Origin of the sequence: Rhizobium sp. NFR03 (genome assembly GCF_900111275.1) — a bacterium.
In the GTDB taxonomy this organism is placed as follows: domain Bacteria; phylum Pseudomonadota; class Alphaproteobacteria; order Rhizobiales; family Rhizobiaceae; genus Ferranicluibacter.
This window is the reverse complement of record NZ_FOGR01000002.1, coordinates 330,102-354,003: the sequence shown is the minus strand read 5'-3', so window position 1 is coordinate 354,003 and position 23,902 is coordinate 330,102. Positions and strand designations below refer to the sequence as shown.

Sequence of the window (23,902 nt, the reverse complement as noted above, 5' to 3'; positions counted from 1 at the left end):
AACGACGGAAAAGTCTTTTTGCTGCTTTCAGGGGCACGTCAAACTCCGCTCAGGCCACGGGCATGGGCCGCCAGTTTCGAAAGCCAGCCGCGCGATGGCGGCACGCCTTCGGTTGGCGGCCGATGACGCTCCATGGGAAGCGAAGCAATCAGAGGATGATCGAAGGCGCTGCCCGTCGGGCCCTTGTCGAGCATATTCCGGGGCAAGGGAAAGGCGTCGATCAGGTCCTCTCCGGTAAACGTCTTGGGGTACCAGATATCGTCGATCGCCCCAATCAGTGCATCCCAGTCCGTTGCCGCGCGGCGCGGCTGGTACCAGACATCGAGACTTTCCTGGCCGATCCCCTGATAAAGATCGACAAAGCGGAGGTCGAGCCCCTCCTCCTCCTTCAGATCGATCTTCCCGAGCCCGGCCTGTGCCGCGCGGGGAGAAAAGTAAAGACAGGGAATGCCGTAGGATTCCGCGAAGACCATGCCGTGGAGGCTGGTGGAAACGATACGCTTGCAGGACAGAATCTCGTCGAGCCGTTCGCGCAGCGCGCCAACGGATATCGGGGTCACCGTATTGATCAGGCGAACGCTCGAGCGGTCGGCGTCCGATACCTGGTGGCGCAGCGATTCGGGCTTGGGGTGCGCCTCGTAGGCGCGGTCCTCCAGCTCGGACAGATGCAGGATAACGCCGAGTTCGCAGGTCTTTTCGACCGGTGCGGTGTGAAAACGCGGCAGCAGCCAGAGCGGATCGCCGAACACGCCAGCCCCTTCCGCATCAGGCGCCAGAAGGCGGCGACTGAAGGGGCCGCGCGTCGCATAGGTCGTGATCCGGGTATCCGCAGGCGTCTGATAGGCAATCTTCGGCTTGTCGCCCTGATGCGGATTGAGGTTGGGAGACGTGCCCGTTCCCCAGAACGAGACGTCACCGCCCGCAAACATGTGACCGATCGTTCCGACCGCCGCCAATCGCGTGGCTTGGGATTTGGCAGCCATGTGATACACCGGTAGACCCGACATCATCGAAACGATAACGGCCGACAGGGCATCACCGAGGTTGAGATAGGATTCCTTACCGGTCGTGGTCACCCAAGAGAGCGGAATACTGCCCTCCGCTTTAACAATATCAATAAGTTCTTGAGACAAATTCCACCATCGCGGCTTTACTGAATTGGGCTTACCGGCCGCCCGGTATCGCCTGGGCCCTTGAGGCGAGCGTATACCATAGGCGATTAGTGTGCGAAAGTGGCGCGAGTAAGCCCATCCTTGCGGGGTGATTCCGTGCTTCCCATGCCGGCTTTGCGCCCCGGCGGGCGCGTATCCGCAACGTCTGACGAGATTTCATGTACCGCCTTTCCATGACGCCGCTGACGATCGAGACGCCGAGTGTGCTCTTCGATCTTTCGCGACTGGTTCGCAGTCGCCACAAGCCGTTCGGCACCGGCGTCGATCGCATCGATCTGGCCATAGGGCTCGATCTTGTCGCGCGCTTCGGTGCAGATTGCCATTTCCTGCACGCAGGCATTCACGGCATCTGCCGGCTCGAGCATTCCCTCGGCCGTGCCGTCCTCAGCCATCTGGATGCCGTATGGAACGGCAGTTCCAGTGAACACATGGGGAAGAGTGACGATTGGCGGCTCTCCGTCATGCCCTTCGTCGATCGCGTGGCGCATCGCTTTCCCCGCTCGATCATCAACCAGCAGACGACCTATGTCGTCGCCTCCCATTCCGGCCTGGGCAAGGTGAAGGGTGGCATGAAGCGGCTTGATCCGAAGGCGGAGATGAAGAGGGTCGTTTATATACACGATCTCATTCCGATCGATTTTCCGGAATATCAGCGTCCGCAGACCTATAAGCAGTTCGTCGCCTATCTCGATGAGCTTTTCGATGCGCCGGTGCAGGTCGTCGCAAATTCCAGGGACACGGCATCGCGGATGCAGGCCCATGCCTCGGCACACGATATGACGCTTTCGGGTACGCAGGTGATCATTCCGACTCTGACATTCGGTTCAGCCGCTTCGGCGCCGGTAGACCCCTCCGTTCGCGCCGTGATCGAGGATGTACGTCCTTATTTCGTGACGCTGGGTACCATCGAACCCAGAAAAAACCATCTTCTCCTGCTCGAGATCTGGCGCATGATGGCGGACCAGAAGCAGATGCCGCGTCTCTGCATCATCGGCAAGCGCGGATGGGAAAACGAGAACGTCATCGACATGCTGGAGCGGTCACCGACGATCCAAGAGCATGTGGTGGAGTTCGGCGATCTCGGCGATCACGAGGTTCAACTGCTGCTCAAGGGTGCGAGAGCTCTGCTCTTTCCCTCCTTTGCGGAAGGGCTCGGCATTCCGCTTCTCGAAGCGGGAGCCCTCGGCGTTCCCGCCATCGTGTCGGACATTCCGGTGTTCCACGAGATAGCGCCTTCGGATACTGTCTTTCTCAACCCGATCGACGGCTTGGGATGGATGCGCGAGATCCTTGCCCGAAGCGGGGAAAGCGCCACAAACGAGACGGAAGACCAGACGTGAGCGTTACCTTCAAGAATGTGCACAAGACGCTTCGTCAGAAAAACGAGAAGACCAAAGTGCTGGAAGATGCCAGTGCGGTGTTCCCCGGCGACAAGATTACCGGAATTTTGTCTCCGCCCGGCGGCGGAAAGACGACCAGCGTGCAGCTGACAACGGGCAAGCTTCGTCCCGATATGGGCAGCGTGCGGCGAGAATCTCTCGTTTCCTTTCCGGTCGCCGGAGGCGGTGTGTTCAACAATGCGCTGACCGGACGCGAAAACCTGGCCTTCCTCTGCCGCGTCTTCGGCTTCGATCCCCTGCCGATCATCCGTTTCGTGATCGACTTTGCCGAGGTGGGCAAGGCGATCGACAAGCCGATGAAGCTGCTGAACCGCGACGAACGCACGCGCCTGCTGTTCACCTCGGCCTATGCGATTCCGTTCGAGACCTATATCGTCGACGAGACGCTGCTGGGCGGCCGCGGTGCGTTCCGCGAGCGGTGTGTAGAGCTGGTCGAGGAGAGGATGCAGACATCGGGTTTCCTGATCTTCACGTCGTCACCGGTCCTGCTGCGCCGCTATTGCAATGAATTCTTCACCATTGACCGCATGAAAATTACGCCAATGGACAGCACCGACGATGCCATTGCCGCCATCGGCGAGGATCGCCTGAAGTTCGGCGCCGGCGATATCGAAGGCATCGACGAGAGCAGCGACGATACGTCCGTGATCAACCCCGGATGAGACCGGCCGCAGACCCACGGAGGACGGGTAAAACCGGCACCATCAGACAGCCGGTTCTCACCTATGCATTTCACATGCAGGCCTGGAAGCGGGAGGTGCTGCGCCGTTATTTTCCAGAGCGCACCTTTGTCTTCGTTCCCTTCTTCCTGAACGAGACGCAGCTTCGGGCGGATTGGCTGGACCGGATCGATCTCTCAACTTCGCCCGAGATTTTCGTCTGGAGCCTGAACCTGCCGGAGACGGTTCAGGCATTCGCACGTCGCAACGCGATCCCCGTCCATGTCGTGGAGGATGGCTTCATCCGCTCGGCCGTACCGCATGCCGGTCGCACGCCACCGCTGTCGCTGATCGTGGACAGGCAGACCGCCTATTTCGACAGCCGGACCGCCTCCGATCTCGAAGACCTGCTGCTCCGTTACGACTTCGACGGTGACCCTGCCCTGATGGAGCGGGCGCATCAGGGGATGGCGCTGCTTCTTTCGACGGGGATCAGCAAGTACAATGCACCCGCGCGTGAGGTCGCCTTGCCATACGGGCCAAAGCGCAAGCGGCGCGTGCTCGCGCTGGGCCAGGTTGATGGCGATGCCTCGATCCGCTTCGGCTGCCCGCGGCCCGTGACCAACGAGGACATGGTGCGGCAGGCGGTTGCCGAAAACCCGGATGCCGAAGTCATCTACAAGCCTCACCCGGACGTGCTGAGCGGCGTTCGAAGCTCTTCGGCGGACCTGTCCGAACTTGCGCGCATATGCACCGTTCTGACGGACCGCATTCCCATGGCGCGCGCTTTCGAAACGATCGACCATGTGTACACCATGACCTCCCTTGCCGGGTTCGAAGCGCTGCTGCGGCGGCTGCCGGTGACCGTCCTGGGGCTACCCTTCTATGCCGGATGGGGACTGACGGACGATCGGCAGACGACGGCGCGCAGGCAGCGCCGCCTGACCGTCGAGCAGGTTTTCGCCGCGACCTATCTGTTATATCCCCGGTATTTCGAACCGCGGACGGGCGAGACGACGACGTTCGAGGCGGTCATCGGCGATCTCCGTCGCCCTGCCGCGCCGGCCTTCTCCTATCGGAAACCACTTTCGTGGCAGGCCTCCGGTCCCTACGGAGTTCTGGGTTGGCGCCACGCGCTGACTCCGATCGTCGCCGCTGCCGTCCGGCGGATAGCGACGTCCGAAGACGCAGATTACTACCGGCATTACCCGATCGACTTCTTCCGCGAGCGGCCCGAACGCGCCTTCCGCACCATTGGACGTCTCCTTTATCCTTTCGATGAAAGGCCGGGCCAACAGAGCGATGCACCCTTCCGGTTGCTTCCGGAAGGTCAATCGCCTAGATAGCCAACGCAGTTTCGCTTCAGGACGCGGTCTTCCCATCCTTAAAGACACATCTCCCCTCAAAGAGACAGGCTTATTGCCGCATCACTTAAGAGGGGACGAAGACAGGACGATAAGCATTCGATGACCAAGCCCCGCGTGATGATCGACGGTTACAATCTTGCCCTGGAAAAGGGGACGGGCATCGCCACCTATGCCCGCAATCTCAGCGGGCACCTATCCGAACTCGGCTATCCCATCGACCTTCTCTACGGCGTTCGCGCGTCGGTCGGGAAAAACCCTCTTCTTTCGGAAGTCGGTTTCTTCGATCCGTCGACGCGTGCGCTGAAGCCGACGGAGGTCATCAAGCGGCTGGCGACATCGCCGCTCGGGACCACGGCGCGTCAGGTCCCGATTACGGGCAAGGTCATTGCGCGGCATGTGCCGGGCGGACTGCCGAAGCATGAGCGCATCTTCAACTTCCGCAACCTCTATACGATTTCGCGCTGGCACTTCCGCACCTACGGCCGGTTCATGCAGACGAGCTACGATCAGGCGGCAGACATCGCCCACTGGACGTATCCCCTGCCGATCAAGCTGAAAGACGCGGCGAACATCTACACGATCCACGATCTCGTGCCGCTGCGCCTGCCCTATGCGACCCTCGACAACAAACGCGAGTTCCTGAAGACCGTCCGCACCATCGCCGACAAGGCCGATCACATCGTTACGGTCTCGGAAGTCTCCAAGCGCGATATCATCGAACTGCTTGGCGTCGATGAACGCCGCGTGACCAACACCTATCAGGCCGTCAACCTGCCGAGCCATATCCTCAACCGCGACGAGGACGAGGTGCGCAACGAGGTTGCTTCGATCTTCGGGCTGGAGCACAAGAAATTCTTCCTGTTTTTCGGCGCCATCGAGCCCAAGAAGAATATCGGGCGGATCATCGAGGCCTATCTGGCAAGCCAGGTCAGCTATCCCCTCGTCATCGTCGGACAACTGGTCTGGAAGAACGCCAATGACCTCAGGCTGCTGGGCGTTCCCGGCGGCGGCAAGAAGACGGACGTGTACGACCCGACGGTGGGTCACATAACGCGCTCCTCCTCGATCATGCGTCTCGAATATCTGCCGCTGAGCCTGCTGACGTCGTTGATCCGTTGTGCGCGTTCTGTCGTCTTTCCTTCGCTGTACGAAGGATTCGGCCTGCCGATCCTCGAAGCCATGCAGCTGGGAACGGCTGTCATCACCGGCAGCGAGGGCGCCAATCCGGAGATTGCCGGCGACAGCGCCATCGTGGTCGATCCTTATGACGTCAATGCGATCGCACAGGCCATTCGCGATGTCGCCCATGACGATGCCCTGATGCGATATTACGAGGCGGAAGGCCTTGAAAGAGCGAAATTGTTTTCGCCGGAGCGCTATGCAGAGCGGCTCGATTCGCTCTACACCAGATTGAAGTAACCCTTGATGCAGTGGATACGAAAGAACAGCGATGAGTGACGAAAAGGCTCGGCTGGACGGTCTCGTGGCACGTGCGCGCGAGACGGCAATTTCCGGCGCCAGCCCGGAGATCTCGGCCGTTCTCCTCGATATGGCAGCGGCTCTCGATGCAGTGCGCGGTGGCGAAGAGAGCGTTCGTCGCGAGGCTTTCCGCGAAGGCATACGCGGAGCAGCCAAGGTCATCCGCAATCGCCAGGCAACCCCCGGCTCACCCCTCGGCGACCTTCTCTCCTCGGCCAACGCCGATCCCGAAGCCTTCGCAAATGAAGTGCTGAAGGTGGCGGGCGGTGAACCTGTAACGGTTGCCGACCTGCGGCGGTTGCGCCAGAAGGTCAATACGGCCACCGAAGGCTCCGACGATATCGATGACGACCTGAAGCGGATCTATTATTCCGTCATGAACGAGCGCAATCCGACAGCCGCCGATATCCTGCCGCCAGGATCTCCGTCCCGGTCGCTCGACGTCATCACATTCATTCTGGAGCGTATCCTGCGCGACGGCTGGTGGACGCTCGGCAATAGCGGCATCAATGCCAGCGATCAGCCGGTGGGCAAGGTCGGGCTTTCGCCGGCGCAGAGCTCGAAACCACAGACGGCGCCGACCCCACCTCTGGCGCTGCTGTCTGCTCTCGTTCTCACGCTGATCGAGACCAGCAAGGGGCGCTGACGCCAGACGTCACCTTGCTGGATGCTCTCCGGCGTTCACGCCTTGTTGCGCAGCCTGTCCGCCAGGTTGAGTTCCTTCACGTCGTGCTGCAGCACCAGTCCCTGAAGCACCGGGTGATCCCAGATGGTTTCGCCCGGGCGGGCTTCCAGAGGCTCCACATCGAGCGGGAAGGCCGCGATCAGGGCCTCTGCGTCGAATGCCTTCGGCGTCCAGGCGCGGTCGATGGCCGAGATGAGATCGTCCCAGTCGGTCGGCTCCGCATGCGGCCAGGCATAGACCGGCAGTTCGGTGAGGCCGAGGCCACGATACAGGTCGACAACGCGGGCGTCGAGATCGCAGGTGCCATCCAGCGTTCGCGTGTGCAGCCCCTTCACCGGGCCATGGGTCGCGAAGTGCAGGCAGGGAATGTTGTAGCTTTCGGCAAACACCATGCCGTGCAGGCTGGTGGAGACGATGCGTTCGCAGGCAAGGATATCATCGATCCGCGCCTTCATCGCATTCATCTCGATCGATGTGACCGTGTTGATCAGGCGGATATGCGGCGCGAACGCTTCCGGTATTCTATAACGCAGCAGAGTTTCCTTGAGATGTGCTTCGGGATCGCGATCGGACAGTTCCGACAAGTGGACGATGACACCGAGTTTCCACGTCTTCTCGGCGGGCGGCGCATAGAACCGCGGCAGCAGCCAGACGGGATCGCCATAAACCCCGACCGACCCCTCGGCCACGCCGGTGATCAGGGCTTCCGACAGGGGACCGCGCGTCGCCGTGACATGGAACGTCGATTCGGCCGAGGGCCGGAACGGGATCAGCTCGTCCTTCGCCGCAGACGGATTGGTCCAGCGCGAGGATCCCGTGCCCCAGAACCAGGCTTCGCCATCGGCGAAACCATGCGCGATCGTGCCGACGCAGGCCATGCGCATGGTCTTCGAGCGGGAGGGGACCCGATGGACCGGCCGGCCGCTCAGGAGCGCCACCATGACGGGGCTCAGAGCATCGCCGATGTTGAGGTAATCCATCGCCATCGTCGAACCCGCCCAGGAGAGCGGCACGGAGCCTGTCTGGCGGACCTGCTCGGCAAGCCTGTTCATCTTCATCTATCGACCTTTCCTGTTCCGAACCTCGATGGTTCGGCGGATTCTATGTAACGAATAGGGTGGAAATCGGAAGGCTTCCTGCGGAGGTTCCGGATGCCGGAACCTTCGGTTGTCGCCCCCTCGTGTCGTTCAGGCGTCCGCTTCCGGCACCGGCATGAGCGTGAAAAGCTCCTGCGCGAGCTTCACGCCCCGCAGCGCGTAGCGGCCGATGGACACCACCTCCCTGTCGCCGGGCGGCGGTGCGGCGGCCACGAAGGGGGAAGACATGACGACCGTGCGATCGACGAAGCGGCAGAGGGACGCAATGCGGCTGACCTCGTTGACAGCGGGCCCGATGACCGTGAAATCGAGGCGATCGGCGCTGCCGATATTGCCATAGAAAACATCCCCGATGTGCAGTCCGAGATAGACTTCCGTGGTCGGACGGCCTTCCATGGCGCGACGTGCGTTGAGGTCGGCGAGCTTGCCCCGCAGACGTCGCTCGGCATCCAGTGCACGGCGACAGGCATCCTCTCGCTCTTCCGCCTTGAAGATCGCGAGCGTGCCGTCGCCGATCAGCTTCAGCACGTTTCCGCCGGCCTCGTGGATCGAGGTGATGACGGCATCGGCATAGTCGTTGAGAAACGGAATGATCTCGTCCGGCGCGAGACTCTCGGTGATACGGGTGTAGTTCTGCAAATCGGAAAACCAGAGCACGGCGGATATGCGCTCGGCCTTCCCCCGGGTGATACGGCCTTCCAGCACATGGCTTGCAGCATCTTCGCCGAGATAGACTTCTGCAATCGTGCGCGTCACGCGATTGAGCGATCCTGCCTTGATGGCAAGCGCGAGGACGGGAACCAGTGAGCGCAGCGCATCGACACCCTGATCCGAGAAGCCGCCCTCGTCCGCGGTCGTCCAGTGCGAATAGAAGCAGTCCATGTCGCCGATATGCGTGTCCGGCGAGAACCGGTGGATCATGGCGATGTAGTCGCGATGACCCGCCGCCAGCAAGGTGTCCAGCGCATAGAAATCGGTGGGATCTCCAAAGCCGATCCGGCGGCGCAGTTCGTTGCCGTTGGTTTCACGCAGGTGATAGAACGGCGATCGCTTCCAGTTCTCCTCCGAAACGCCCTCGTTCGTCGGACCGTATTCGAACATGCCCTTGCCCGGCTCGCGGCTGTCCCACTGGAAAGCGCGCCCTTCATAGACCGGATGGAGGGTGTCGATGAGTGCAAGCCCCCTGTCGAGCGGCAGCCCGGCATCGCGCAGATGCTCGCAGAAGCCGCGCATGATCTCCATCTCGTCGGAGCCCTTGAGGCCCTGTGTCGTCAGCCATGCGGAGATGCGTGCGATTTCGCTTGCGTCCATGTCCGCCACTCCCTGTACCCGTCGTCTTGATGCTGCGGTTCCCGGACCCTGGGCTTCGAAACGGAAGGGCAGGAGATTCTTCGCGAGCGCGGGTTCTACTGCATATTCCTGCAAACCGGAATCGTTTTTAGCCCGAATTCGGCAAGACCTGACGAACATGGAACGAGGGCGGTTACATGTCCTTCGACGTGTAGAGCGCGCGGGAGCGTTCGAGGTGGCGCAGCATGGCCTGTTCCGTGGCATCGGCGTCGTGGGCGACGATGCAGTCGATGATGGACCGGTGCTCGGAGAGCGTCACGGTTTCCTTGCCGGTCCAGATCAGCATATGCGTGTGGTAACCGCGCAACCAGGCCAGCATGGCCTCGCTGACGGCAATATAGATCGGATTGCCGGAGATACGGGCGATGCGGCTGTGAAACTCCATGTCGGCGGCGATAAAGGCCGCCGCATTATCCAGCGCTGCCTGCTGGCGGACGAGGATCGCCCTGAGGTCCGCGATATCGCCTTCCGTTGCCTTGACTGCCGCTTCCCGTGCCATGCCTCGCTCGAAGAAGATGCGGGCGCTCTTCAGATGCTCCAGCGTGTCGGCGGATTTCGCGAGCATCATCTGCGCCGTCGTATCCACCTGACGCAGGATCGACCGGGCGGTAAGTTCCAGCACACGGGCACGCTCGCCATGCGAGATGACGACGAGGCCCATATTGGCCAGCGCCTGCATCGCCTCCCGGATCGCGGGCCGGCCGACGCCGAAACGCTCCATCAGCTCCCGCTCGGAGGGCATCTCGTCGCCGGGGTTCAACTCGCCGGACGTGATCATCGCCTGCAGGCGGGAAAAGACCTCGTCGGACAGTTTTCGGCGCGTGATGGGTTCGGTCGGCTGGTTCATGAGATTCCGGACGGTTGTTCGATCCTGCATCTTCGCATGCCGCAACGCGCTTGGAAAAGGGAAACGCTCATATGCATCGCTTTCGGCGCCGTCGCAACGGTCTCCGGGCCCGCGCATTTTCAGCGGACCGAGGCTTGCTTCATTGTTATACTCATTATACCAGTTCATCAATGGCGATCTAACGGAGCAGATCGTTCGAGACGGGAGGACGAGCCGATGATCACCGTGACCTATCGCATCGAGACGACAGGCAGCGTCGAGGCCATGGCTGCGAAAATCGCCAGTGACCAGTCGACGGGGACATTCGTCCCGGTTCCCGGCGAGACGGAAGCGTTGAAGGCCAGGGTTGCCGCGCGGGTCGGTGCGATCCGACCGCTCGAACCCGCGAAAACACCGAGTTGGCCGGAGGCGCCCGTGGATCACGGAACCATCCACCGGGCCGATGTGGAGATCGCCTTTCCGCTCGATGCCGTGGGCACAGACCTCTCCGCGCTGATGACGATCGCCATCGGCGGCATCTTCTCCATCAAGGGGATGACGGGGCTTCGCGTCGTGGATCTCAAGCTACCGCCGGAATATGGCGCGGCCTATCCCGGCCCCCAGTTCGGCATGCCGGGCAGCCGGCGGCTGACGGGTGTCGAGGGTCGGCCGATCATCGGCACCATCGTCAAGCCCGCGCTCGGGCTTCGACCGATGGAAACGGCAGAACTGGTCGGCGAACTGATCGGCTCCGGCGTCGATTTCATCAAGGATGACGAGAAGCTGATGAGCCCGGCCTATTCTCCGCTCAAGGAGCGCGTCGCGGCCATCATGCCGCTGATCCTCGATCACGAGCAGAAGACCGGCAAGAAGGTCATGTATGCCTTTGGTATTTCGCACACGGACCCCGACGAGATGATGCGCAACCACGACATGGTGCTGGCGGCCGGCGGCAATTGTGCCGTCGTCAACATCAACTCGATCGGCATGGGCGGCATGGCCTTCCTGCGCAAGCGCTCCGGTCTTGTGCTGCATGCGCATCGCAACGGCTGGGACGTCCTCACCCGGCACCCCGGCATCGGCTTCGACTTCAAGGTCTGGCAGCAGTTCTGGCGGCTGCTCGGCGTCGATCAGTTCCAGATCAACGGCATCGGCGTGAAATACTGGGAGCCGGACGAGAGCTTCGTGGAATCCTTCAAGGCCGTTTCCACGCCGCTGTTCTCCCCAGCAGATTGCCCGCTTCCGGTCGCCGGCTCCGGGCAATGGGGTGGGCAGGCCCCCGAAACCTATCGCCGAACGGGGCGCACGACCGATCTGCTCTACCTCTGCGGCGGCGGCATCGTCAGCCACCCCGGCGGCCCGGCGGCCGGCGTGCATGCCGTGCAGCAGGCGTGGGAGGCAGCGGTCGCCGACATCCCGCTCGAGACCTACGCGCTCGACCACCCCGAGCTTGCCGCATCCTTGAAAACCTTCGGCGGAAAGGATGCCTGACATGGCTGCGCCCCTGCTCCTGAGCTATTACGGCGACGATTTCACCGGCTCGACCGATGTCATGGAGGCGCTGACCTCCCATGGCGTGGAGACCGTGCTCTTTCTGCGCATTCCCGACGATGCACTGCTGCAGCGCTTTGCCCATTGCCGCGCCATCGGCATCGCAGGCACCAGCCGCAGCGAAACCCCGGACTGGATGAACCAGGAACTGGCGCCGATCTTTGCATGGCTAAGAGCGCGCGAGGCAGCCGTCTGCCACTACAAGGTCTGCTCCACCTTCGATTCCGCGCCTGCTGTCGGCAATATCGGCCGGGCAATCGAAATCGGGCTTCAGGTCTTCGAGCAGCGTATCGCCCCCCTCGTCGTCGGCGCGCCGCAGCTGAAGCGCTACACCGCCTTCGGCAATTTGTTCGCCGGCTATCAAGGCGACATCTTTCGCATCGATCGGCACCCGGTCATGAGCCGGCATCCGGTGACACCGATGACGGAGGCGGATCTTACGCGGCATCTCGGGCTGCAGACCAGGCTGCCCGTTGCGCTTGCCGATCTCACCATGCTGACGGATGCGCAGGTCGATGCACGCGCCGCGACCCTTGCCAGCAAGGGCATTCTGATGCTGGACGTCGATGGAGCGGAAACGCAAAAGGCGGCAGGCGCACAGCTTCTGCGGCTTGCCGGGGCCGGTTCGCGGTTCATGGCGGGCTCCTCCGGCATCGAATATGCACTCCTTCAGGCGTGGTGCGAAAAAGGCGATGCCGCGGGCGTGCGTGCCTTCCCTTCTCCCGGCAAGGCCGATCGGATCGCTGTGGTCTCCGGCAGCGTTTCCCCGACCACCGAGCGGCAGATCCGGCAGGCGACGTCCGCCGACGGGTTCGACGGCGTGCCGCTCGATCCTCTGGCTCTTCTGGGAGAAGACGGCGAGAGCGTTATCGGCCGGGCCATTCAGGATGGACAGGCGAGCCTTGCTGCCGGCCGCAGCGTCATCCTGCACACGGCCCTCGGCCCGCAGGCCGATCGTGGCGGCGAAATCGACCGTGTGACGGGCAGCCGGCATCGGCTGGGCCAGATGCTTGGCCGGATTCTCCTGAGCCTTATCGAAAAGCAAGGTCTCGGCCGTGCGGTGATCGCGGGCGGCGACACGTCGAGCCACGCTCTTGGGGCTTTGAAGGTCGATGCGCTGACAACGCTGCTGCCTTTGCCGGAGACACCGGGATCGCCGCTCTGCACAGCTCACGGGCTGCATGCGCCGACCAACGGACTACAGATCGCTCTGAAAGGGGGACAGGTGGGACGCGATGGATATTTTGCCCAGATACGCGACGGGCGCCAGACATCAACTGGTTGACTCATTATACCAGTCGGCCTTACATAACGTGACCTGATCGTCCCGGTCGGATCCTGAATGCCACTTTCTCAAGGACATTGACCATGCCAAGCTTTCGAGGAGCGCTGATCGGTTGCGGCTTCTTCGCTGTCAACCAGATGCATGCCTGGCAGGATGTGGAGGGCGCCGAGATCGCCGCCATCTGCGACCGCGATCCGGATCGCCTGCGGGTCGTCGGCGACCAGTTCGGGATCGAGCGCCGCTACAGCGATGCCGCGGAGATGATGAGGGATGGTGGTTTCGACTTCGTCGACATCGCCACCACCGTCAACAGCCACCGTGCGCTGGTGGAGATGGCGGCCTCCCACCGTCTTCCCGTCATCTGCCAGAAGCCCTTCGCACCGACGCTCGGCGACGCCAAAGCCATGGTCGCCGCCTGCAATGCCGCGGGCGTGCCCCTGATGATCCACGAGAATTTTCGCTGGCAGACGCCGATCCAGGCGGTACGAAAGGCGCTCGATGCCACTGGGATCGGTACGCCGTTCTGGGGGCGCTTCTCCTTCCGCTCCGGCTATGACGTGTTCTCGGGCCAGCCCTATCTGGCAGAAGGTGCGCGCTTCATCATCGAGGATCTGGGTATCCACACGCTCGACATCGCCCGCTACATCCTTGGCGATGTCACGACACTCACCGCCCGCACAACGCGCGTCAATCCTGCGATAAAGGGGGAGGACGTCGCGACGATCCTTCTCGATCACGAGAACGGCGCGACCTCGGTCGTGGATGTCAGCTATGCCACCAAGGCGTCCGTGGAACCTTTCCCCGAGACGCTGATCGAGCTGGACGGAACCGAAGGATCACTCCGGCTGATGCAGGGATACCGGCTGGAGATCACCAATGCGTCCGGCACGAAAATCCAAGACGTATCACCGGCCCTCCTCCCCTGGGCATCCCGCCCGTGGCACAATATTCAGGAGAGCGTCCTTGCCATCCAGCAGCACTGGACGGAGACACTGGCGAGCGGCGCGGAAACATCCACCTCCGGTGCCGACAATCTGAAGACGTTTGCACTGGTGGAGGCGGCGTATGAAAGTGCCGCAACGCTAAAGCCGGTCGCTATCGGACCGCTGATCGCATGACGGATGACGCGCTCGCCTTCCGCCTGACCGGCACCGTTCGCTGTGAGCCGGATAGCCTGGTCCTTGCGGCCGGCGGTCTCTCGGCCGAGCTCTCCGGCGGCGCGCTGCGCAACATCCGATATGACGGCGTGGAGGTGCTCCGCGCCGTGTCTTTCCTCGTGCGCGACCGTGACTGGGGCACCTATGATCCCGACATCGAGGATCTCGTGGTGGATCAGCGCTCGGACGGTTTTACGGTCACCTACCGCGCGACATGCCACGGCCCGGATGAGACGCGGCTCGACATCCAGGCGCGTATCGAAAGTGACGATCAGGGTCGACTGCGCTTTTCCGGCACGGCGTCATCCGGGACGGGGTTCGAGACCAATCGCTGCGGCTTCTGCGTCCTCCACCCGATCGTCGGCGTGGCGGGGACGCCGGTCCGCGTCGAGCATGTCGATGGGACTGTGGAAGCGACTGTCCTGCCGGACATCATCGAACCCTGGCAACCCTTCAAGGACATGCGTGCCATCACGCATCAGGCTCTGCCGGGCGTGAGCGTCGAATGCCGGATGGAGGGCGACACGTTCGAGATGGAGGACCAACGCAACTGGTCGGATGCCTCCTACAAGACCTATGTCCGCCCGCTCGCTTTGCCCTGGCCTTACCGGATCGAGGCAGGCGTCGATGTTTCACAACAGGTCACGTTGCAGATCGTCGATGGGCGACCCTCTCGCCGCGATGGCTCGCGTCAGGCACACTCAAACACCTCTGTAAAACTGACGCTTCAGGGGGCTCCCGCACAGCCGCTGCCGCCCATCGGCGTCATCGTCACGCCTGAGGAAGCGGAAGCGACGCAAGCGATGCTCGCTGCCGGTCTCGGTCCACAGGCGCAGGCGCTGCTTTTCCACTTCGATCCGCTCGCAGGCCATGATGAGTCCGCGTTCGCTGCCTTCGCGGCTCTTGCAGCAAGACACGAGGGTTCGACCACGCTGGAGATCGCGCTGCCCTGCCGGAAACCCTTTGGCGATGAACTCCGGGCGATAGCCGCCGCGATGGACAAAGCAGGTTTCGCGCCGGATGCCGTCATGGTGTCCCCTGCGGTCGATCGGCAATCGACACCGCCCGGCAGCGCCTGGCCCGACTGCCCTCCGCTCGAGGACATCTATGCAGCAGCGCGTGCAGCGTTCCCGTCGCAGATGCTCGGCGGCGGCATGCTCAGCTACTTCACCGAGTTGAACCGCAAGCGCGTGCCCGCGTCGTCTCTCGATTTCATCAGCCATTGTACCAACCCGATCGTTCATGCCGCAGACGATCGCAGCGTCATGCAGACGCTGGAGGCTCTGCCCTTCATCGCCCGCTCGGTGCGGGCGATCTATGAAGACCGGCGCTATCGTGTCGGCCCCTCCACCATCCCCATGCGCCAGAATCCCTATGGCAGCCGGACCATGGACAATGTGGACGGAAGCCGGATTCCGATGGCAAACCGCGACCCGCGCCAGAACGGTCTTTTCGCCGCTGCCTATGCCATCGGCTATGCGATCTCGGTCGCTCCGGCCAGGCTCGACCAGTTGACCCTCTCGGCACTGACAGGCCCGTTCGGACTGATCGCCGGTGCTGACGAACCCGTTCCCGAAGGTGGCCGACGACCGCTCTTCCATGCCGTCGCCATGCTCGCGGATCTTGCCGGTGCACAAGCGACAGTCATTGCCTCAGAGAGGCCTGATCAGGTTCTTGCGATGTGCGCCGAGAGGCATACCGGCCGGACGATCCTGGCGGTCAATCTGACACCCCTATCGCAGACGCTCGATCTCTCCGCGCTTGGCATCATGCCGGATGCCTCCGCATATCGGCTCGATGCGGACACGATGATCGATGCTGCGGTCGGCACACTGAGATCCGAACCGCTTGGCGGCGGCGACGTTCGGCTCGGCCCCTACGGCGTGTTGCGGATCGACGGCTGAGCACGCATTTTTCCGAAGCGGCAGCTTGCCGTTTGGGCTATCCTGCGGGCTTGCGACTGTGGTCGCCGACCCGGAGGAGCCCGCTTATGACCCTCATCCGCACCCCTTTCGTGCACCTGACCATCATGATCGGTCTTGCCGTATCCCCTGCGCGAGCGGCATCGCCGCAGCCGGTTGCGGGCGAGAACGGCATGGTCGTCACGGCCCAGCATCTGGCCTCGGATGTCGGGGTCAATATCCTGAAGCAGGGTGGCAATGCGGTGGATGCAGCGGTTGCGGTCGGATATGCGCTGGCGGTGGTCTATCCAACGGCTGGCAATATCGGTGGCGGCGGCTTCATGACGCTGCGCCTTGCAGACGGCCGCACCAGCTTCCTCGATTTCCGCGAGCGGGCGCCGCTTGCCGCGACCAAGACCATGTATCTCGACGACAAGGGCGACATCGCCAAGGGGCGCAGCACCGATGGCTATCTGGCGGTCGGCGTGCCTGGATCGGTGGCCGGATTCGAGACGGCGCGCACCCGCTTCGGCACCATGTCACGCGAGGCGCTTCTGGCGCCTGCGGTCAAACTGGCAGAGCAGGGCTTTACCCTCGATGGAGGCGATGTCGCCACGCTCGGCAACAGCGCGAAGAAACTCGGCCGCGACCCTGCCGCCGCCGCGATCTTCCTGACCGCCGGCGGGCAGGCCCCGAAGCTCGGCGAGACATTGGTACAGCCGGACCTTGCGCGCAGCCTTGCTGCGATCTCGAAGACAGGGCCGGACGCGTTCTACAAAGGCACGATAGCAGACGACATCGTCAAGGCCAGCACCGGGAAAGGCGGCATTCTGACGAAGGCGGATTTCGAGCGCTATGCAGTGCGCGAACTGAAGCCGGTCACCTGCACCTATCGGGGCTACGAAATCATCTCCTCGCCCCCGCCAAGCTCCGGCGGCGTCATCCTCTGCGAGATCCTGAACATTCTCGAGGGCTACCCGCTCGGCGATCTCGGCTCCGGCTCGGCGGCAACGGCGCATGTGATGATCGAGGCCATGCGCTATGCCTATGTCGATCGCAATTCGGCGCTCGGGGATCCGGATTTCGTCAAGAACCCGGTCGAAAAGCTGCTCGACAAGGCCTATGCGCAGGAGATCCGCGGCAAGATCGACCTCCACAAGGCCGGCGTCTCCGCCGAGCTAGCGCCCAAGGGGCTCGGCGAAAGCCATGAGACGACGCATTATTCAATCATGGATGCGGAGGGCAACGCGGTTTCGGTTACCTACACGCTCAACGGCTCCTTCGGCGCCGGCGTCGTGGCGCCGGGCACCGGCATCCTGCTCAACAACGAGATGGACGACTTCACTTCGAAGCCCGGTGCGCCGAACCTCTACGGGCTGGTGCAGGGCGAGGCCAATGCGATTGCACCGGGCAAGACACCGCTTTCCTCCATGAGCCCCACCATCGTCACGAAGGACGGCAGACCCTTCATGGTCATTGGCAGCCCCGGTGGCGCGCGCATCATTACCATCACGCTCGAAGCCATCCTGAACGTCATCGACCACGGCATGACGCTACAAGAGGCGATCGACGCCCCTCGCCTGCATCATCAATGGATGCCGGATTCGGTGGCGATCGAGCCCTTCGCTCTTTCCGCCGACACCCTGAAAGTGCTTCAGGGCATGGGGCATGATGTGGGCCTGGACAAGAACTGGCCCGTCTGGGGCCAGGCCGCCGGCATCCTCGTCGGCGGCAAAACCGCGGCGGAAGCCGCAAAGGGTTCGACAGGCGCACGCTATTACGGCGCCATGGACAGCCGCGCCGCATCGGGCGCGGCGCGGGGATATTGAGCGATCACGCAAACAGCGTGCGCATCGCCTCTATTTCATTCTCGCGGATATCATGGCCGCCATTGTGCCATGCGAGTTGGGTCGTTGCGCCCTGCGCCGTGAAGTAGTCGGCGAGCGCGATGGTCAGCGGCGTCGGGCAGATGGGATCGCGCTCACCGGCCGTGACCAGAATCCGACGGCCGGAGAGACCCGGCGCAGGCTTCGGCTGAAACGGGATCAGCGGATGCAGGAGCGCCACCCGGTCGAAAAGATCGGGAAACTCCACCAGCACATTTGCCAGAATGTTCGCGCCGTTGGAGAAGCCGAGACCGAAGATCTCCGACGCGCCCACCGTCTCGGCCGTCTTTCGCACGAAGTCGCCCAGCTTCTGCGTCCCACGTGCGAGATCCGCCATGTCGTAAACGCCCTCGCCGGTGCGCCGGAAGAAGCGGGCCGCGCCGTGTTCCGAGACATCGCCGCGTGGCGATAGTATGGTTGCGTCGGGACGCAGCTGGCTCGCGAAGGTGAAGAACTGGTTCTCGTCTCCGCCCGTGCCGTGCAGCGTCACGAGCAGCGGCCCGCCTGTCTCGCCGTGTTTGATCAGGTGCTTGTAATCCGTATCGGTCATGACAAAACTCCTCCGGTGCAGCCACCGCATTTCCTGCGGCGGCCCCGGTTCCGTGTGGTTCTTGATTGCTGGATCGGAGCGCTCAGTCGAGCTTTTCCAGCTTCTGCTCCAGGATGGGCCGCAGGTGCTTGTGCTGCTGCGGCAGTTTCAGCGCTTCGCCCAGATGCGCCCTCTCCTCGTCTCGTTCGAAGCCCGGCTCGTTGGTGGCGATTTCGAACAGGACGCCGCCCGGCGTGCGGAAGTAGATCGCCCAGAAGTAGTCACGGTCGATGACCGGGGTTACCTGATAGCCCGTGTCCATCAGAGCCTTGCGGACCTCCAGCTGCGCCGCCCGGTTGTCGACGGCGAAGGCGACATGGTGAACGGACCCTGCTCCTTGACGGCTACCGGGTGCATCCGACAGGGTCTCGATGTCGAGGACGCCTGCTGCCTGCGCGCCGGGTACGAGAAGACGTGTGACGCCATCGCGCGTTTCCAGCGTGTCGTAGCCCATGAAGCCGAGCAGTTCCGACGTGGCGCCGGCATCCCGCAGCCGCAGGGCGACGGAGTGGAAGCCGCGGATGGCATAATCCTCGCTGATGCCACCTTCCGTCCATGGCGTGCGCGGATTGTCGGCCGTCTCGACCAGCGCGAAGCCATCGCCATCCGGCCCGGTAAAGGAAAGCCGCTTTTCGCCGAAGCTCTCGCTCGGCGTCACGCCGGTCACACCCTTTTTGGTCAGGCGATCGGCCCAATAAGGAAGGGAGCCCTGCGGCACAGCAAAGACCGTAGTTCCCACTTCACCGGTTCCGGGACGGCCACGTGCGATGTGGGGGAACGGAAAATAGGTCATGACGGTGCCGGGCGTTCCGATCTCGTCGCCATAATAGAGGTGGTAGACGTCGGGCGCATCGAAGTTCACCGTCTTCTTGATGCGGCGGAGGCCGAGAACATCCGTGAAGAACGCGTTGTTCACGCGCGCGCTCGCTGCCATCGACGTAACGTGATGGAGGCCCCTGATTTGGTCGATCATGATCTCATCCTTTCCTGCCCGAATGGTTTGCCGCTATGTGGGCTGTCGGGCGTCTGATGAGGTCAAGATGGTGCAGAAGGGCGGGTTGCGATAGAGGATCGATGCAGGACGGATTGTTCTCAATTTGCAGAACAATCCCGTTTCGTCGTTCACTTCCACGACTTCGACGGCAGAGCCTCTCCGCCGTCGATTGCCCTCCATTCCTTACGCGCGGTCGAGAGCGAACAGGACGGAGAAAGGCGCCATGCCCTGTGTGCTGTGCGTGCCGTAGAGCGTCTCACCCGTCGCGGGCGGCAGATCCGCAGGTGCCTCACCGAAATTGGCGCGCAGTTGCAGGCGTCGGTCACCCAGTTGCCAATCGATGGCAAGCAGCCGGCCTTCTGCTGTCAGAACCGTGCCGGCCGAAAGCGTATTCGGCGCGGCAACCAGCAGAGGGATGATGGCACGTTTGCGGATGGCGATCAGCTCGCGATAGAGCGCCCGCCAGGCCTGTCCTTCCTCCGTCTCGGCCTTGGCCCAGTCGAGGCGCGTGTTCTCCATCGTCTCGATCGCGTTGGGGTCGGCCACATCCTCGACCGATTTGCCTTCCGGCAGGCCGCCGAAATTATCCATGTCGGTACGGCGTCCTTCGCGAACAGCCTTGCCAAGCTCGCCGTCATAATCCGTGAAGAACAGGAAGGGGCGCGTCTCGCCATATTCCTCGCCCATGAACAGCATGGGGATATGCGGCGCGAGCATGGTGACGACGGTCAACGCCTTGAGCATTTCCTTCGTCGTCAGCGTGATCAGCCGATCCCCGAATGCCCGGTTGCCGATCTGGTCGTGGTTCTGCAGAAAGCCGACAAAGGCTTCCATCGGCATCGGCTCGCTCATCTCAACCGGTTCCTGACCCGGATAGATGTAGCCTTCGGTGAGCGCACGGGCAAGATTCTCGACCGGCTTGTCGATGAACTTGCCGTAGTAGCCGTTCCCTTCGCCGGTGGCGACCACATGGGCCGCGTGGTGATAATCGTCGTTCCAGTCGGCGTCATAAAGCAGCGCTTCATTGTCGTCGCTGCGGCGCAGTTCGATGTGGTTTGCCGGATCTTCCGTGACGAGGTGGATATGGCGGCCTTCGAACTCCGAGCGAGCGCGCCTTGCGATCTCGATCAGGACGTGCGTTTCCGCGTCATCGAAGATCATGTCGATCGCGTCGAAGCGCAAGCCGTCAAGCCGGAACTCGCGCAGCCAGTAGAGCGCGTTCTCGACGAAGAAATCGCGCACCGGCTGCTTGTCGTAGGCGATGGCCGCGCCCCAGGGCGTCTTCTTACCCTCGCGGAAGAAATCCGGTGCATAGGCGCTCAGATAGTTCCCATCGGGCCCGAAGTGATTGTAGACGACATCCATGTAGACCATCAGCCCATGTCCATGTGCCGCATCGATGAAGGCCTTGAGATCGTCGGGCGAGCCATAGGCGTTATGCGGCGCGTAGGGGTAGACGCCGTCGTAGCCCCAACCCCGCGTGCCGCCGAAATGCGAAACGGGCATGATCTCGACCGCCGTGATACCGGTTTCCGCGATATCGGCGAGCTTGTCGATGGCCGCGCGGAAGGTGCCTTCCGGCGTGAACGTGCCGACATGGAATTCGTAAAGGATCGTTTCCGCCCAGGGCATACCCGTCCATCCGGCATGCTTCCACTGATAGGCGTCGGGATCGACCAGTACGGCCGGGCCGTGAACATCTTCCGCAAGCGCACGCGCCGCCGGGTCCGGCACCACCTTTCCATCCGGCAGGACGAAGGCGTAGATGGCACCCGGTTTCGCATCGGAAACAACCGCCTCGAACCATCCCCCGCCCGCCTTCTGCATGGCATGATCATTGCCATCCAGTCGCAAGGTCAGCGTATCTTCGCCGGGCGCCCAGAGGCGAAACCGCGCGCCGCCCGCGGACAAAAGCTCGGGTCCCCAGGCTGTCGTCTGCCTGCTTGCGGAAGATCGTGCGCTCTCGGTGGTCATCAGGGAGTCCATCCTGTCCTCGTCTCGGTTCTGGGTATCGGTTCCGGCGCATCCACGTGTCCGGCGGGTTCTGCGATCCGCCCTTCAACAACCGGATCCGGGCAAAGGTTCCGATCGCGATGACCGTCTGCTGCATTGCGAAGAAGATGCGGCGCAAGCTGCTGAAATCCAGTGCATGACGGGGCGGACACGCAATGTTTATTGCCGATTGAACTTGTTCATTCTCCGCCAGTTAGCAGGGCAGATGTGCTGACCATCGCAATCAAGCTCGTAATGCGTCTCGGATTGGTAGACCCGGACGTGTTTGGACATGCTGAAGACGGAAGAATTCCGGTCCGGTAGGGAACAAAATGATGCGACGCACAATTTCTGGTCTGATCAACACAGGGGACGATTTCATGGACGCCAAAGTCAATCAGTACGCGATCGAACAGGGATCGTGGCATACGCTCGGTGCGACACCCGACAAGGACGGCGTCAATTTCGCGATTTTCTCGGCACATGCCGAACGGGTGGAGCTTTGCCTGTTCGATGACAGTGGAGCGGTCGAAGTTGCCCGCATCGAGCTTCCGGAATATACGAACGAGATCTGGCACGGCTACATACCCGGCCTGAAACCCGGTGCACTCTACGGCTATCGCGTCCATGGCCCGTACGATCCGGAGCATGGCCATCGCTTCAACCCGAACAAACTTCTGGTGGACCCCTATGCCCGCGAACTGGTTGGCGATGTGGAATGGTCGAAGGCGCACTTTGCCTACGACATGGATGCCGAGACCGACAAGGATCTGACGTTCAACACACTCGACAGCGCGCCGGTCACGCCGAAGGGCCGCATCATCGACCCGAAGACCTACGATTGGAAGGGCGACCGCGGCCCGACGATTCCCTGGTCAAAAACCATCTTCTACGAGACGCACGTCAAGGGCTTCACGAAGCTGCATCCGGCCATTCCGGAAAACATGCGCGGCACGTTCGACGGCATGGGCCATAAGGCCGCCGTCGATTATCTGAAGAGCCTCGGTATCACTTCGGTGGAGTTGCTGCCGACCCACTTCTTCCCGGACGACAGCATGCTGGTCGACAAGGGGCTGCATAATTATTGGGGCTACAACACGCTCGGCTTCTTCGCGCCCGCCACGCGCTATTACGGCCCCCGAGCCCTCGACGGCTTCCGCGATATGGTTCGCGCTTTGCATGATGGCGGGCTCGAGGTCATTCTCGACGTGGTGTACAACCACACGGCCGAAGGGAATGAACTTGGGCCGACGCTCTCTTTCAAGGGCATCGACAACTTTTCCTACTATCGCACCCTGCCGGACAATCACCGCTACTACATCAACGATACCGGCACCGGGAATACGGTCAACACCTCGCACCCCCGCGTGCTGCAGATGGTGACGGATTCGCTGCGCTACTGGGTCGAGGAGATGCATGTCGACGGCTTCCGCTTCGACCTCGGCACCATTCTCGGTCGCGAGCCGGAAGGCTTCGACGAGCGGGGCGGCTTCTTCGACGCGGTCTCGCAGGACCCGGTCCTCTCCAAGGTCAAGCTCGTGGGCGAACCCTGGGATATCGGCCCGGGCGGTTATCAGGTGGGCGGTTTCCCGCCTGGCTGGGCCGAATGGAACGACAAGTATCGCGACACGGTCCGCGACTACTGGATGGACACGGACGGCACGGCGCCGGACTTCGCAGCGCGCTTGTTCGGCTCGGGCGATATCTACGACCTGCGTGGCCGCCGCCCCTGGGCCAGCGTCAACTTCGTTGCTGCGCATGATGGTTTCACAATCAACGATCTCGTTTCCTACAACGAGAAGCACAATGAGGCGAATGGCGAGGACAACAAGGACGGTCATGGCGACAACCGTAGTTTCAACTACGGCGCAGAGGGTCCGACGGACGATGAAACCATCAACGCGACCCGCGAACGTCAGAAGCGCAACTTCCTCGCCACGCTTCTGCTGTCGCACGGAACGCCGATGATTCTCGGCGGCGACGAGTTCGGCCGTAGCCAGATGGGTAACAACAATGGCTACTGCCAGGACAGCGATATCAGCTGGATCCACTGGGAGGATCTGCCGCCAAGCGCCGATGTCCTGCGCGATTTCGTTCGCCGTCTGACGACGCTGCGCGCCGCCCAGCCGCTGCTGCACCGTGAAAACTGGCGTGATGGCATGGTCATCACCTGGCTGAACGCTGGCGGCGGCGAACAGACGGAGGAACAGTGGCAGGACGGCGGCGGCACCACCATCGGCGCCCTCATCTCCCGCGAAGACCTTGTCGGCAAGGAAGGCATCTGGTCGCATATCCTGATGATCTTCAATCCGCACGATGGCGTCGTTCCCTTTGCTCTCCCCGAATCGCCAAGCGGCGGCTGGGTGCTGGAACTGACAACGGATGATCCAGAGGTCGAAGCAAAGCCTGTGGATACGGCAGAGGCGTTCGACATGCAGGCGCGGAGCCTGGCGGTCTTTCGTCCGGCGTGAAGCTTTCGGACCGGCTCGCATCTCGCGGGCCGGTCTATTGT

Annotated in this window: 18 protein-coding genes; 11 read left to right on the top strand and 7 right to left on the bottom strand. The window is 62.4% G+C overall.

The annotated features are described in order from the left end of the window. Positions 1 to 38: 38 nt before the first annotated feature. Complete coding sequence (locus BSG19_RS06940) at positions 39 to 1,076, bottom strand: polysaccharide pyruvyl transferase family protein (RefSeq protein ID WP_244529126.1); 1,038 nt, start codon at positions 1,074 to 1,076, stop codon at positions 39 to 41. Positions 1,077 to 1,330: 254 nt separating this feature from the next. Between BSG19_RS06940 and BSG19_RS06935 the strand changes: the two genes are divergently transcribed. From BSG19_RS06935 to BSG19_RS06915, 5 genes are all read left to right on the top strand, one after another. After that, positions 1,331 to 2,512 carry a glycosyltransferase family 4 protein gene (locus BSG19_RS06935; RefSeq protein WP_092986232.1) on the top strand — a complete coding sequence of 394 codons (1,182 nt, stop codon included), beginning with the start codon at positions 1,331 to 1,333 and terminating at the stop codon, positions 2,510 to 2,512. Further along, positions 2,509 to 3,234 carry a P-loop NTPase family protein gene (locus BSG19_RS06930; RefSeq protein WP_092986230.1) on the top strand — a complete coding sequence of 242 codons (726 nt, stop codon included), beginning with the start codon at positions 2,509 to 2,511 and terminating at the stop codon, positions 3,232 to 3,234. Before BSG19_RS06935 ends, BSG19_RS06930 begins: the two co-directional genes overlap by 4 nt. A gap of 74 nt (positions 3,235 to 3,308) precedes the next feature. Then, positions 3,309 to 4,577 (top strand): capsular polysaccharide export protein, LipB/KpsS family, encoded by a 1,269-nt coding sequence (locus BSG19_RS06925; protein WP_244529125.1) that lies wholly within the window; start codon positions 3,309 to 3,311, stop codon positions 4,575 to 4,577. A 120-nt stretch (positions 4,578 to 4,697) separates the two neighbouring features. After that, the gene (locus tag BSG19_RS06920; protein WP_244529124.1) at positions 4,698 to 6,017 is read left to right on the top strand and encodes a glycosyltransferase family 4 protein; all 1,320 of its coding nucleotides are present in this window, start codon (positions 4,698 to 4,700) and stop codon (positions 6,015 to 6,017) included. A 31-nt stretch (positions 6,018 to 6,048) separates the two neighbouring features. Next, positions 6,049 to 6,723 (top strand): hypothetical protein, encoded by a 675-nt coding sequence (locus BSG19_RS06915; RefSeq protein WP_092986226.1) that lies wholly within the window; start codon positions 6,049 to 6,051, stop codon positions 6,721 to 6,723. A gap of 35 nt (positions 6,724 to 6,758) precedes the next feature. On the opposite strand, the gene BSG19_RS06910 is transcribed toward BSG19_RS06915, so the two are convergent. The 3 genes from BSG19_RS06910 to BSG19_RS06900 all read right to left on the bottom strand — a co-directional run bounded on the left by BSG19_RS06910 (position 6,759) and on the right by BSG19_RS06900 (position 10,056). Next, positions 6,759 to 7,820 carry a polysaccharide pyruvyl transferase family protein gene (locus tag BSG19_RS06910; RefSeq protein ID WP_244529123.1) on the bottom strand — a complete coding sequence of 354 codons (1,062 nt, stop codon included), beginning with the start codon at positions 7,818 to 7,820 and terminating at the stop codon, positions 6,759 to 6,761. A gap of 129 nt (positions 7,821 to 7,949) precedes the next feature. Beyond that, a complete protein-coding gene (locus BSG19_RS06905) occupies positions 7,950 to 9,170 on the bottom strand; it encodes an adenylate/guanylate cyclase domain-containing protein (protein ID WP_092986224.1) in 1,221 nt (406 codons plus the stop codon). A 172-nt stretch (positions 9,171 to 9,342) separates the two neighbouring features. Then, the gene (locus BSG19_RS06900; protein ID WP_092987254.1) at positions 9,343 to 10,056 is read right to left on the bottom strand and encodes a transcriptional regulator NanR; all 714 of its coding nucleotides are present in this window, start codon (positions 10,054 to 10,056) and stop codon (positions 9,343 to 9,345) included. Positions 10,057 to 10,272: 216 nt separating this feature from the next. Here BSG19_RS06900 and oiaX point away from each other — a divergent pair, with 216 nt between their 5' ends. The 5 genes from oiaX (at position 10,273) to ggt (ending at position 17,758) form a co-directional block, all read left to right on the top strand. Beyond that, positions 10,273 to 11,526 (top strand): 3-oxo-isoapionate-4-phosphate decarboxylase OiaX, encoded by a 1,254-nt coding sequence (oiaX, locus tag BSG19_RS06895; RefSeq protein ID WP_092986222.1) that lies wholly within the window; start codon positions 10,273 to 10,275, stop codon positions 11,524 to 11,526. Beyond that, complete coding sequence (locus BSG19_RS06890; protein ID WP_092986220.1) at positions 11,519 to 12,871, top strand: four-carbon acid sugar kinase family protein; 1,353 nt, start codon at positions 11,519 to 11,521, stop codon at positions 12,869 to 12,871. Before oiaX ends, BSG19_RS06890 begins: the two co-directional genes overlap by 8 nt. Before the next feature lie 83 nt (positions 12,872 to 12,954). Next, positions 12,955 to 13,989, top strand: coding sequence for a Gfo/Idh/MocA family protein (locus tag BSG19_RS06885; RefSeq protein ID WP_092986218.1), 1,035 nt, complete (start codon positions 12,955 to 12,957; stop codon positions 13,987 to 13,989). Beyond that, positions 13,986 to 15,932 (top strand): D-apionate lactonase, encoded by a 1,947-nt coding sequence (locus tag BSG19_RS06880; RefSeq protein ID WP_092986216.1) that lies wholly within the window; start codon positions 13,986 to 13,988, stop codon positions 15,930 to 15,932. The genes BSG19_RS06885 and BSG19_RS06880 overlap by 4 nt, the downstream gene beginning before the upstream one ends. 125 nt (positions 15,933 to 16,057) lie before the next feature. Further along, positions 16,058 to 17,758 (top strand): gamma-glutamyltransferase, encoded by a 1,701-nt coding sequence (gene ggt, locus BSG19_RS06875; protein ID WP_244529177.1) that lies wholly within the window; start codon positions 16,058 to 16,060, stop codon positions 17,756 to 17,758. Between the two features lie 4 nt (positions 17,759 to 17,762). Here ggt and BSG19_RS06870 read toward each other — a convergent pair whose 3' ends face one another. The 3 genes from BSG19_RS06870 to treZ form a co-directional block, all read right to left on the bottom strand. Next, positions 17,763 to 18,365: an alpha/beta hydrolase gene (locus BSG19_RS06870; protein ID WP_092986212.1), complete on the bottom strand. Its 603-nt coding sequence runs from the start codon at positions 18,363 to 18,365 to the stop codon at positions 17,763 to 17,765. 82 nt (positions 18,366 to 18,447) lie between these two features. Continuing rightward, positions 18,448 to 19,377, bottom strand: coding sequence for a VOC family protein (locus BSG19_RS06865; protein WP_092986210.1), 930 nt, complete (start codon positions 19,375 to 19,377; stop codon positions 18,448 to 18,450). A 204-nt stretch (positions 19,378 to 19,581) separates the two neighbouring features. Next, positions 19,582 to 21,372, bottom strand: coding sequence for a malto-oligosyltrehalose trehalohydrolase (gene treZ, locus BSG19_RS06860; RefSeq protein ID WP_170865889.1), 1,791 nt, complete (start codon positions 21,370 to 21,372; stop codon positions 19,582 to 19,584). A 398-nt stretch (positions 21,373 to 21,770) separates the two neighbouring features. Between treZ and glgX the strand changes: the two genes are divergently transcribed. Continuing rightward, complete coding sequence (gene glgX, locus BSG19_RS06855; RefSeq protein WP_092987253.1) at positions 21,771 to 23,861, top strand: glycogen debranching protein GlgX; 2,091 nt, start codon at positions 21,771 to 21,773, stop codon at positions 23,859 to 23,861. The last annotated feature ends 41 nt before the right edge of the window (positions 23,862 to 23,902 follow it).

Excerpts from the sequence above, each read along its gene's own strand:
- BSG19_RS06935 (WP_092986232.1), top strand. The coding sequence starts at position 1,331 with ATGTACCGCCTTTCCATGACGCCGCTGACGATCGAGACGCCGAGTGTG.
- BSG19_RS06925 (WP_244529125.1), top strand. The coding sequence starts at position 3,309 with ATGCAGGCCTGGAAGCGGGAGGTGCTGCGCCGTTATTTTCCAGAGCGC.
- BSG19_RS06920 (WP_244529124.1), top strand. The coding sequence starts at position 4,698 with ATGACCAAGCCCCGCGTGATGATCGACGGTTACAATCTTGCCCTGGAA.
- BSG19_RS06915 (WP_092986226.1), top strand. The coding sequence starts at position 6,049 with ATGAGTGACGAAAAGGCTCGGCTGGACGGTCTCGTGGCACGTGCGCGC.
- BSG19_RS06910 (WP_244529123.1), bottom strand. The coding sequence starts at position 7,820 with ATGAAGATGAACAGGCTTGCCGAGCAGGTCCGCCAGACAGGCTCCGTG.
- BSG19_RS06905 (WP_092986224.1), bottom strand. The coding sequence starts at position 9,170 with ATGGACGCAAGCGAAATCGCACGCATCTCCGCATGGCTGACGACACAG.
- BSG19_RS06900 (WP_092987254.1), bottom strand. The coding sequence starts at position 10,056 with ATGAACCAGCCGACCGAACCCATCACGCGCCGAAAACTGTCCGACGAG.
- oiaX (WP_092986222.1), top strand. The coding sequence starts at position 10,273 with ATGATCACCGTGACCTATCGCATCGAGACGACAGGCAGCGTCGAGGCC.
- BSG19_RS06890 (WP_092986220.1), top strand. The coding sequence starts at position 11,519 with ATGCCTGACATGGCTGCGCCCCTGCTCCTGAGCTATTACGGCGACGAT.
- BSG19_RS06885 (WP_092986218.1), top strand. The coding sequence starts at position 12,955 with ATGCCAAGCTTTCGAGGAGCGCTGATCGGTTGCGGCTTCTTCGCTGTC.
- BSG19_RS06880 (WP_092986216.1), top strand. The coding sequence starts at position 13,986 with ATGACGGATGACGCGCTCGCCTTCCGCCTGACCGGCACCGTTCGCTGT.
- ggt (WP_244529177.1), top strand. The coding sequence starts at position 16,058 with ATGATCGGTCTTGCCGTATCCCCTGCGCGAGCGGCATCGCCGCAGCCG.
- BSG19_RS06870 (WP_092986212.1), bottom strand. The coding sequence starts at position 18,365 with ATGACCGATACGGATTACAAGCACCTGATCAAACACGGCGAGACAGGC.
- BSG19_RS06865 (WP_092986210.1), bottom strand. The coding sequence starts at position 19,377 with ATGATCGACCAAATCAGGGGCCTCCATCACGTTACGTCGATGGCAGCG.
- treZ (WP_170865889.1), bottom strand. The coding sequence starts at position 21,372 with ATGACCACCGAGAGCGCACGATCTTCCGCAAGCAGGCAGACGACAGCC.
- glgX (WP_092987253.1), top strand. The coding sequence starts at position 21,771 with ATGGACGCCAAAGTCAATCAGTACGCGATCGAACAGGGATCGTGGCAT.